We start from the raw sequence: 10,521 nt of genomic DNA on the forward strand, positions 1-10,521 counted from the left end.
CGCGCATCCGCGAGCAGCAGATCAAGCACCCCCGCGAGGCTTCGCCGGCCTGCTGCCATTGTTGGAGAGTCGATGTCGCGATTGCTGCTGATCCTGTGCCTGCTGGTCGCGCTGCCGCTGCCGGTCAGCGCACGCCTGGCAGGCCCGCCCGAGGTCAGCAGCCAGACGCGCAGCGCCCGTGACCTGTCGACGATTCGCGCCAGCGGCGAGCTGCGCGTCCTGGTCAATCAGAGCCGCAACAGCTCGGGCCTGGTGAAAGGGCAGAGCATCGGTGTCGAGTACCACCGTCTGCGCGCGTTCGAGCAGTACCTCAATCGCAACGCCCGCGACGGGCGCAGCATCACCCTGAAGATCATCCCCAAGGCCAAGGACCAGTTGCTTGGCGCCCTGCAGCGCGGCGAGGGCGATCTCGTCGCCCCCGGGGAGCTGCTCAGCGTTCGCGCCGGTCATGATGTCAGCGCCAGTGCCGCGATTCGCCGTCAGGTACCGCTGGTGCTGGTATCCAAGCAGGGCAACCGGCACTACCGCAGCCTCGAGCAGCTGGCCGGGCGCAGTCTTTCGCTGCCAGCAGGCAGCGCGGTCGGCGAGGCGCTGCGGCGGATCAATCAGCAACTGGCGGAGCGCAAGCTGCCGCCCATCGTGGTCGAGTGGGTCGACCCCAGCCTGGCGGTCGAGGACGTCCTGGAAATGGTCCAGGCCGGCATCTTCGAACGCACGGCGGTGGAGCTGCCGATTGCCGAGCGCTGGGCCAAGGTGATGCCCAGGCTGCGCGTCGACAAGCAGCTGGTGCTGGCACGCGATGGCGAGATGAAGTGGTTCGTGCGCCCCGACGCGCCGATGCTGCGCGCCAGCATCGACCGCTTCTTCAGCGGCTATCAGGCCCCGGCGGATCAGGACAGTGCCTTCCAGCGCGTCTATCGGCGCCTGTACAAGGTGCATTCGCCCCTGGGGCGAACCGAGCGCCAGCGTCTGGAGAAGGTGCGCCCGGTATTGCAGAAACATGCCGAGCAGCAGGGCTTCGACTGGCTGCTGCTGGCGGCGCTGGCGTTCAAGGAGTCGACCCTCAATCCTGCGGCGCGCGGTGCCAGCGGGGCGACCGGGCTGATGCAGATCACGCCGGCGGCGGCGCGCAGCGTCGGCGTCAGCAACATCACGCAGGTCGACGCCAACGTCCAGGCCAGCAGCAAGTACCTGGCGATGATTCGGCGCAACTTCTTCAACAGCCCGCAGCTCAACGAGCGTGAGCGCATGGCCTTCGTCCTGGCGGGATACAACCTCGGGCCGCAACGGGTGCAGAGCCTGCGGGCGGAAGCGCGTCGGCGTGGCCTCAATCCCAATCAGTGGTTCTTCCAGGTCGAGCGGGTGGCCATGGAGCAGATGGGGATGGGGGTCGTGAGCTATGTGAACTCGGTGAATAAGTACTACCTTGCTTATGACCGCGAGCGCTATTTGCTCGAACCGCAAGGACAGCGTCTGACGGTTAAATAGGTATCTATTTTTTCGATTATCGTTAGCGGTATTTTGCGATTTTTAAATCGAATAAATTGGATATTCTGTGCGCCATCTACCTCACACATCAAAGGAAGCCTTGCAATGAACAACCTGATCAAGAGCATCACCGCCAGCCAGGCCGGCATGGGTATCACCATTCTGCGCGTGATCGCCGGCCTCACCTTCGCCGCGCATGGTTCGCAGAAGCTGTTCGGCTGGTTCGGCGGCTATGGTCTGGCCGGTGTCGCGCAGTGGATGGAAAGCATCGGTCTGGCGCCGGGCTACGTGATGGCGCTGATGGCCGGTAGCGCCGAATTCTTCGGCGGTGTGGCACTGATCATCGGCCTGCTGGTGCGTCCGGCGGCTGCGGTGCTGGCGGTGACCATGCTGGTGGCGATCTTCAGCGTGCACCTGGCCAACGGCTTCTTCATGAGCAACAACGGCTACGAGTTCGCCCTGGCGCTGCTGGCGATCAGCATCGCGCTGGTGTTCGAAGGTGCCGGCAAGCTGTCGCTCGACGGCAAGATCGCCGGCTGATTCGCTTCGCAAGCAACAGGAAGGCCCGCCAATGCGGGCCTTCTTGCGTTCAGCGCCGGGCGATCATGCTGCCGGCGCTTGCTCGGCCTTCTTCTCCTGCGCGGCGACCTGCTGCGCCAGCTCGATCATCTGCTCGCGCATCCAGCGGTTGGCCGGGTCCTGGTCGGTGCTTTCGTGCCAGTACAGGTGCGTTTCCAGTGCCGGCACGTCGCCCACCGGCAAGGTCACATGGTGCAGGTTGTGGCGGCGGGCGAAGCGCTCCGGCACGGTCATCACCATATCGGTCTGCTGCATCACGCTGCTGGCCATCAGGTAGTGCTGCGAGCGCAGGGCGATCTTGCGTTGAATCCCCATCTTGCCCAGGGCCAGGTCGACATAGCCGAGGCCGCTGCGGCGGCTGGAGATGTGGATGTGGGTCAGCGACAGGTATTCGTCGAGGCTGATCTTCTCCTTAGCCAGCGGGTGGCCAGGGCGCATGGCGCAGACGTAGCGGTCATCCAGCAGCTTGACGTGGCGCACCTGCGGGTCGGTGTTGAGCGGGGCGTCGACGGCGAAGTCCAGGCGCCCGGCGGCCAGCTCCTTGGTGGTTTCGCGGCGTTTGGCCAGGAAACTCTCGATGCACACGCTCGGCGCCAGGCGACGCAGGCGCTGGAACAGCGGCGGCAGGAGAATCTGCTCGGAGAGGTCGGTCATGCTGATGCGGTAGGTCTTGCCGGCCTGCTGCGGGTTGAAGGTGCGGCTCTCCTGCACCGACACGCGCAGCAGCTGCAGGGCGTTGCGCACCGGACCGATGATGTTCTGCGCCATCGGCGTGGGCACCATGCCCTGGGCGGTGCGCACGAACAGCGGGTCGTTGAAGGTTTCGCGCAGGCGGGCGAGGGCGTTGGAAACCGCCGGCTGGGTGATGCCGACGATCTGTCCGGCACGTGTCAGATTGGCCTCGGTGTAGATGGCGTCGAAGACGATGAAGAGGTTGAGATCCACCTTGGTCAAGTTCATGCCGCAAGCACTCCAGGGCTGTCGATATCAATCGATCATATATCGGTTATGAATGTTCATACACGCTGAAAATAGGTTAGATAAATCTTAAGCGCTGTTCTAGCATCATTTCCACACCGACATCACACCCGATCCGCCAGAAGGTATTGCCCATGGATTTCGCCTATTCCCCGAAGGTTCAAGAGCTGCGTGAGCGCGTCAGCGCATTCATGGAAGCGCACGTCTATCCGGCCGAAGCGGTATTCGAGCAGCAGGTGGCCGAAGGTGACCGCTGGCAGCCGACCGCGATCATGGAAGAGCTGAAGAGCAAGGCCAAGGCCGAGGGATTGTGGAACCTGTTCCTGCCCGAGTCGGACTACGGCGCCGGCCTGAGCAACACCGAATACGCACCGCTGGCGGAAATCATGGGCCGTTCGCTGATCGGCCCGGAGCCCTTCAACTGCGCGGCGCCGGACACCGGCAACATGGAAGTCCTGGTGCGCTACGGCAGCGAGGCGCAGAAGCGGCAATGGCTGGAGCCGCTGCTGTCCGGCGAGATCCGCTCCGCGTTCGCCATGACCGAGCCGGGGGTGGCCTCGTCGGACGCCACCAACATGCAGGCCAATGCGCGTCGCGAGGGCGACGAGTGGGTCATCAACGGGCGCAAGTGGTGGACGTCCGGCGCCTGCGACCCACGCTGCAAGGTGATGATCTTCATGGGCCTGACCAACCCGGACGCGCCGCGCCACCAGCAGCACTCGATGATCCTGGTGCCGATGGACGCGCCCGGCGTGACGGTACTGCGACCGCTGCCGGTGTTCGGCTATGACGACGCCCCGCACGGCCATGCCGAGGTGCTGTTCGAGAACGTGCGGGTGCCTTACGACAGCGTGCTGCTGGGCGAGGGGCGCGGCTTCGAGATCGCTCAGGGCCGCCTCGGCCCGGGCCGTATCCACCATTGCATGCGTTCGATCGGCATGGCCGAGCGCGCCCTGGAACTGATGTGCAAGCGCGCCGTGAGCCGTACGGCGTTCGGCAAGCCGCTGGCCCGCCTGGGTGGCAACATCGATCACATCGCCGATTCGCGCATGGAGATCAACCAGGCGCGCCTGCTGACGCTGAACGCGGCCTACATGATGGACACGGTGGGCAACAAGATCGCCGCCAGCGAGATCGCCCAGATCAAGGTTGTCGCGCCCAACGTGGCGCTCAAGGTGATCGACCGGGCGATCCAGATGCACGGTGGCGCCGGGGTCTCCAACGACTTCCCGCTGGCCTACTGGTACGCCATGCAGCGTACCCTGCGCCTGGCGGACGGTCCGGATGAAGTGCACCGTGCGGCGATCGGCAAGTACGAGATCGGCAAGTACGTGCCGCGCGAAATGATGAAAGCCAGCCGCTGAATCAGCCGCTGTAGATGAAGAGGCCCGCATTCTGCGGGCCTCTGCGTTTGCGCCTCAGGGCAGGCGGTCTTCGGCTGGCTGGGTCTGGCCCAGCCAGCCGAGGCGCATGTGCAGTTGCGCGGCGAAATGACGGGCTGCCAGCTCGTCCTGGAACGTCAGCGCGCGACGGCCGAGGCGTACCTGCCAGAGGCGTTGACCCTGGCGCTCGATGAGTTCTATGCAGACGTCAGGCATCGCGACTCCTGGCTAGTCGATGGCCTTCCGGTCGCGTGTCTTGAGCAGGGAAAGCAACACGCCGCCGGCCAGCAAGCCCAAGGTTACGCCAAGTGAGAGCAGGGCGGGAACCTTGACCAGGTCATGCAGGAAGATCTTGCCGCCGATGTACATCAGCACCAGCGCCAGGGCGTACTTCAGATAGATGAAGCGGTGCATCAGTGCGGCCAGGGCAAAGTACAGCGCGCGCAGGCCGAGGATGGCGAAGATGTTCGAGGTGTAGACGATGAACGGGTCCTGCGAGATGGCCAGGACGGCGGGCACGCTGTCGACAGCGAACACCAGGTCGGCCAGTTCGATCAGCACCAGCGCCAGCAGCAGTGGTGTGGCGTAGAGCAGGGCTCTGCCGCTGGCCTGATCCTTCAGGCGCACCAGGAAGCGGCCGCCGTGCAGGTCGTCGGTGACGCGGATGCGCGTGCGCACGAAGCGCAGCAGCGGGTTCTGCGCCAGGTCCGGGTGCGCCTCTTCATCGTTGCTGCGCAGCATCTTCACGCCACTGAACAGCAGGAAGGCGCCGAACAGGTAGAGAATCCAGTCGAACTGCTGCACCAGCGCCGTGCCCAGGCCGATCATCAGCGCGCGCAGCACGATGACGCCGAGGATACCCCAGAACAGCACGCGGTGCTGGTAGCGGCGGGGGATGTTGAAGTAGCCGAGGATCATCGCCATGACGAAGACGTTGTCCATCGACAGCGACTGCTCCACCAGAAAGCCGGTGTAGTACTCCATGGCCTTGGTGCCGCCGAGCTGCCACCAGATCCAGCCGCCGAAGGCGACGCCGACGCTGAAGTAGCCGGCGTACAGCAGCAGGCTTTCACGCACCTCGATTTCATGCTGGTCGCGGTGCAGCACGCCGAGGTCGAGTACCAGCAGGGCGATGATCAGCAGCAGGAAGGCCAGCCAGAACCAGCCGGGTGTGCCGAAGAGTGGGGATGTCAAAAAGGCGAGTAGAGCGTCCATGAGCCCTCCCTGTGTCTGCCTGAGTTGAAAGAAATCGACTCAGTGACTCCGACATCACGGTGAGCAGCTCACCGCCAGAGGGGCCCGGCGTCACGCGGAGCAAAGGCTAACGCCGCGCCGAGAAACTGCCAAGCCCCCTGACGAGGAATATTGGCGTGGTCAGTAGACCCACACCTCGACGCGGCGATTGCGGATGCGCCCGCTGTCCTGGTCGTTGGCCGCTACCGGCAGTTCGCTGCCCAGGCCGGTGATCTCGCGGAACAGTACGCCCTGCTTGGCCAGTTCCCGACGTACGGCCATCGCCCGCAGCTTGGAGAGCAGTGCGGCGCGCTCGGGGTCGCTCTTGGGGTCGCCGAAGCCGACCAGCACTACCTTGTTCCGCAGCTTGTCGTGCTGCTTTAGGTAGTCCATGACCCGCTGCAGGTCACGGTAGGCCTTGTTGTCCAGGGTCGCGCTGCCTTCCTGGAAGCGGAAGTTCACCGACAGGCGCTGCGCCTGCTCGGCGAGCTGGCGGTAGTCGCTCGGCATCTGCGTTTCCGGGGCGACCTTGATCGCCTGCACGGTCTGGGCGATGAAGCCAGCGCTGTCGACGATCGCCTGGCCGCGAGGGCTGTGCGCGAAGTCGATCAGTGCGCGCGCCCAGGGATTTTCCAGTTGCGGATCGTTGTAGATGAACAGGCGGCGTGCGAGCGGGTAGTCCTCGGTGGCGATCAGCGAGGTGCTCGGCAGCATCGGATGCGATTCGCCCGCAGCCACGGCGATGGCCTTGGCCTGGCGAACGTAGGGCAGGCCGATGAAGCCGATGCCGTTGGGATCGCCGCTGACCAGGTCGGAGAGCTGGTTGCTGGACTCGAAGCGCCGGGCGCTGGCGGCCAGCGTCCGGCCACCTGGCGCCAGGACCAGTTCCTTGAAGGTGTCGTAGGTGCCGGAGTTGTCGTCACGCGCGTAGGCCTGCACCTTGCCAGACTTGCCGCCGAGGGCGGCCCAGTCGCTGATCTCGCCGGAGAACAGCTGGGCGATCTGCTCGACGCTGAGGGCGCTGATCGGGTTGCCGGGGTGGACGATGATCGCCAGGCCGTCGATGGCGATGATCTGTTCGCTCTGCGGGCTGTGCAGGTCGCCCAGGCTCGCCAGGCTGGCGGCTTCGCTGTCCTTGATCGGGCGGGACGAGGCGGCCAGGTCGGTACTGCCGTTCTGCAGCGAGGCGAAGCCGGTGCCGGAACCATGGGCCGCCACCTCGACGATCACGCTGCGGCCGTTGGCCTGACGGCCGACGATGCGCTGCTCGTTTTCCCGGGCGCCGGCTTCGCTGCGGATGTCGCGCAGCCCCTGGGCCTCGAACAGGCCCTTGACCAGTTCCGGACCGAGCTTGGCACCGATGGTGTTGGAGCCCTGGATGCGCAGGACCGGCTGGTTGCCCTGGGAAGCGGGCAGGGCGGCGAACACCGACAGGGGCAGGGCGTAGCAGATGAAACCGATGAACAGCAGGGACAGGGTACGACCCCAGAGGTCGCGATCAGCGTAGGACAGGGCGCGCGGCATGCGGCAGGCACCTTCTAGTGGGTGGGAGAAAGTGTGCGCAGAATAAGTCGATTGAATGACAGTCAGGTTACAGCGGGCCGCCGGGTGGCTCTGCACCGGGCTCCGCGGCGCCGCCGAGGAAGGTGATCTCGCAGCGGTTGCGGCCAAGCGCCTTGGCCTGGTAGAGCATGCGGTCGGCCGCCAACAGCAGGCCGTCCAGGTCGCCGAAGGGTGGCCAGGCGACCACTGCCCCGATGCTCAGGGTGCAACTGATCGTCTGCGTGTCCAGTTGCACCTGGGTGTCGCCGAAGCGCTGGCGAATGCGTTCGGCGATTTCCCGTGCCTGTTCGAGGTCGCAGCCGGGCAGCAGCAGGGCGAATTCCTCGCCACCGATGCGCGCCAGCAGTTCGTCCTTGCGCAGGCCGCTGCCCGCCAGGTTGGCGAAGGCCTTGAGGACCTGGTCGCCGGCGGCATGGCCATGGTTGTCGTTGATGAGCTTGAAATGGTCGATGTCCAGCATCAGCAAGGCCAGGGGGCGCTGTTGCTGAGCCAGCAGGCTCAGTTGTTCGCTGGCCTGCTCACGAAAGGCCCAGCGGTTGAGCAGGCTGCTCAGCTGGTCATGGCTGGCCAGGTAGCGCATGCGTTGCAGCAGTTCGTTGCGCGCCGACATCACACTGGCCACGGTCAGCGGTGCCAGGGCGATCAGCGACACGCCCAGGCGCAGCGACAGCAGCACCGGCCGTGAGTTGACGTCCAGCGGCGCCAGCGACAGGCCGTTCAGGGCGATCGACACCAGCACCCAGCCACTGGCCAGGAACGTCAGCAAGGCGGTGCTGAACAGTCGGTAGCTCAGGGCGCACCACAGCAACGCCGGCACCGGGAAGGCGACCACGCCGGGGCCGCCGATCAGCAGGCACAGCGCCGCGGAGATCAGCAGCCCGAGCAGTGGCAGGAGCTTGCGCGCCTGTTCGGCCGTCCACAGCGGGCGGCGCCGCCGCTCGGTGCGCACGGCCCGGCATGCGGGCAGGGTGAGCATGACCGGCAGGAACAGCATGTAGTTGACCAGCTCGGTCATGAACCAGAACACCCAGCCACCCATCGGCTTGCCGCCGTACAGCAGCGGGTCGGTGATTGCGCCGAAGCAGCCGGAGGCAGCGGCCGCCGCGACGATAGCCAGCACCAGGTAAGGCACCGAGGCGGGCGTGCGCAGGCTGCGATGACCGGCGTGCAGGCGCCTGAGCAGGAGGAAGCCGACAATCACCCCCGACAGGTTGCCGGCGCTCAGCAGCAGGGTCTGCTGCAGGCTGCTGCCGGCCAGCAGGTCGGCCAGCAGATAGGCGCACAACGCGCCGCACCAGCCGGCCGGACGAGCCAGGCGGGGAAACCGGACCAGGGCACCGAGCAGTACGGCGTTGGCCGGCCACAGCGCCGCCAGGTGGCCGATCGGGCGGGTGAGGATGCCCAACAGGCAAGCACCGAGTACCAGCAGGCAAACCAGGGCTGCAACGCCCGCTGCGCAGTGGCGGGCGTCGGGAGGTGAGGTGGCGGAACTGCTCATGGCCGGACCCTCGAGATCGCCACCGGAGAAAATGATGGCGTTATCGAATTAGCCTAGCCTGCGTGGATCATTCAGCAATCTGCAGCCAGATCGGCGCGTGATCCGAAGGTTTCTCCATGCCGCGCAGTTCGTAGTCGATACCGGCTTCGAGCAGGCGTGGTTGCAGCGCCTGGCTGGCGAGAATCACGTCGATGCGCAGGCCGCGCTTGGGTTCGTCCTCGAAACCCCGGCTGCGATAGTCGAACCAGCTGAAGCGGTCGTTCACCTCGGGGTTGAGGTGGCGGAAACTGTCCACCAGCCCCCAGTTCTTCAGGGTCGCCAGCCACTCGCGCTCTTCCGGCAGGAAGCTGCACTTGCCGGTTTTCAGCCAGCGCAGGCGATTGGGTTCGCCGATGCCGATGTCGCAATCCTCGGGGCTGATGTTGATGTCGCCCATCACCACCAGCGCCTGCTGCGGATCGAAACCTTCCGTCAGCAGCTGCTGCAGGTCGGCGTAGAAGCGTTGCTTGGCCGGGAACTTCACGGGGTGGTCGCGGCTTTCGCCCTGGGGGAAGTAGCCGTTCATCACCGTGACCGGCTTGCCCGCGGCGTCGGCGAAGGTGGCGTAGATGAAACGTCGCTGGGCCTCCTCGTCATCGCCCGGGAAACCCTTGTGCAGGCTCAGCGGCTCCTGGCGCGAGAGCAGGGCGACGCCGTAGTGGCCCTTTTGCCCGTGGTAGTGCACGTGATAGCCGAGCTGACGGATCTCGGCCTCCGGGAACTGTTCATCGGACACCTTGGTTTCCTGCAGGCCGATCACGTCTGGCTGGTGTTTCTCGATCAGCGCCTGCAGTTGATGAGGGCGCGCGCGCAGGCCATTGATATTGAAAGAAACGATTTTCATGGGCAGCGGGTCCTGGGCAAAAGGCGATGCTAGCCGATCCTTCACGGCTGCGGCCAGCGCCTGGCGAGCATGGCATGGCGGTGCTAGGGTCTGTACGAAAAGTCAGCGGGCGAAGTCCGGGCCGTGCATCAACAGGCCGGAACGGACAGCGCCTGAGTCATCCGAGAACCATCTGGCCCACAACCTATAACAACAGAGGTCCGCCATGCCCCACAACGCTCCTGCAGAAGTGCGCATGCTCGATGGTGGTTACGCCCGTGAGGTGCGCTCGCTGCTCTACCATGCCTACCGCCACGAACCCACCTTCGGCTATCTGTTCGACGCGGATCGGCCGGGGTTCGATCAGCGTGTTCGCGCGACGATTCGCGAGCTGGTGCAGCAGCACTTTGCCGAGGACCTGCCGGCCATCGGCCTGCTGATCGACGATCGTCTGATCGGCGCGGCCCTGATCGCACCGCCGCAGCGGCGGCTGGACATCACCGAAAGCTGGAGCTGGCGCCTGCGCATGCTGCTGACCACCGGCTTTAGCTGCACCCGTCGCTATCTCGACTACCACGATGCCGTGCTCGCCTGCCTGCCGCCGGGTCCCTACCACGTATTGCCATTGCTCGGCGTTCATCCCGAGTTCCAGGGCCAGCACCGTGGTGAGCAGCTGCTCGAGGCGCTGCATGACTGGTGCGCGCAGGACAGCGGTTCGCAGGGGGTGGTGCTGGATACCGGGAATGCCAGGCACCTGGAGTTCTATCGCCGCCAGGGCTACGAGGAAATCGGTGAACTGGCGCTCGGCCCGGTGGTGGAGCACGTGTTCTTTCATCCCAACCCGCAGCCGGTGGTGCGCGCCAGCGCCTGAACCCCGGCTGTCTGCCCGGTACGCGACGGCTCTGGCTGGGGCTCTGCTCCGTGGTAGCATCCTCCGC

10 protein-coding genes are annotated in these 10,521 nt (G+C 65.4%); 4 read left to right on the forward strand and 6 right to left on the reverse strand.

Annotated elements, in window-relative coordinates:
• Positions 1-72: 72 nt before the first annotated feature.
• Both JLK41_RS11665 and JLK41_RS11670 read left to right on the forward strand, forming a co-directional pair.
• Positions 73-1,488, forward strand: coding sequence for an MltF family protein (locus tag JLK41_RS11665; RefSeq protein WP_210391053.1), 1,416 nt, complete (start codon positions 73-75; stop codon positions 1,486-1,488).
• A 105-nt stretch (positions 1,489-1,593) separates the two neighbouring features.
• Positions 1,594-2,028: a DoxX family protein gene (locus tag JLK41_RS11670; RefSeq protein WP_150609501.1), complete on the forward strand. Its 435-nt coding sequence runs from the start codon at positions 1,594-1,596 to the stop codon at positions 2,026-2,028.
• Positions 2,029-2,091: 63 nt separating this feature from the next.
• Here JLK41_RS11670 and JLK41_RS11675 read toward each other — a convergent pair whose 3' ends face one another.
• Positions 2,092-3,027 (reverse strand): LysR family transcriptional regulator, encoded by a 936-nt coding sequence (locus JLK41_RS11675; protein WP_037052061.1) that lies wholly within the window; start codon positions 3,025-3,027, stop codon positions 2,092-2,094.
• A 152-nt stretch (positions 3,028-3,179) separates the two neighbouring features.
• On the opposite strand from JLK41_RS11675, the gene JLK41_RS11680 reads away from it, so the two are divergent.
• Positions 3,180-4,409 carry an acyl-CoA dehydrogenase gene (locus JLK41_RS11680; protein WP_175252885.1) on the forward strand — a complete coding sequence of 410 codons (1,230 nt, stop codon included), beginning with the start codon at positions 3,180-3,182 and terminating at the stop codon, positions 4,407-4,409.
• A 54-nt stretch (positions 4,410-4,463) separates the two neighbouring features.
• On the opposite strand, the gene JLK41_RS11685 is transcribed toward JLK41_RS11680, so the two are convergent.
• From JLK41_RS11685 to xthA, 5 genes are all read right to left on the reverse strand, one after another.
• Complete coding sequence (locus JLK41_RS11685) at positions 4,464-4,643, reverse strand: hypothetical protein (protein ID WP_037052063.1); 180 nt, start codon at positions 4,641-4,643, stop codon at positions 4,464-4,466.
• Between the two features lie 12 nt (positions 4,644-4,655).
• Positions 4,656-5,642, reverse strand: coding sequence for a TerC family protein (locus tag JLK41_RS11690; protein ID WP_037052064.1), 987 nt, complete (start codon positions 5,640-5,642; stop codon positions 4,656-4,658).
• Between the two features lie 159 nt (positions 5,643-5,801).
• Positions 5,802-7,184: a substrate-binding domain-containing protein gene (locus JLK41_RS11695; RefSeq protein WP_210391054.1), complete on the reverse strand. Its 1,383-nt coding sequence runs from the start codon at positions 7,182-7,184 to the stop codon at positions 5,802-5,804.
• 67 nt (positions 7,185-7,251) lie between these two features.
• Entirely contained in the window at positions 7,252-8,721 is a 1,470-nt protein-coding gene (locus JLK41_RS11700) for a GGDEF domain-containing protein (RefSeq protein WP_210391055.1), read from the reverse strand.
• Positions 8,722-8,788: 67 nt separating this feature from the next.
• Positions 8,789-9,604, reverse strand: a complete 816-nt coding sequence (gene xthA, locus JLK41_RS11705) for an exodeoxyribonuclease III (RefSeq protein WP_037052067.1) — start codon at positions 9,602-9,604, stop codon at positions 8,789-8,791.
• Between the two features lie 205 nt (positions 9,605-9,809).
• On the opposite strand from xthA, the gene JLK41_RS11710 reads away from it, so the two are divergent.
• The gene (locus JLK41_RS11710; protein ID WP_210391056.1) at positions 9,810-10,454 is read left to right on the forward strand and encodes a GNAT family N-acetyltransferase; all 645 of its coding nucleotides are present in this window, start codon (positions 9,810-9,812) and stop codon (positions 10,452-10,454) included.
• Positions 10,455-10,521: the final 67 nt, after the last annotated feature.

Source organism: Ectopseudomonas khazarica, assembly GCF_017915135.1.
GTDB lineage: Bacteria > Pseudomonadota > Gammaproteobacteria > Pseudomonadales > Pseudomonadaceae > Aquipseudomonas > Aquipseudomonas khazarica.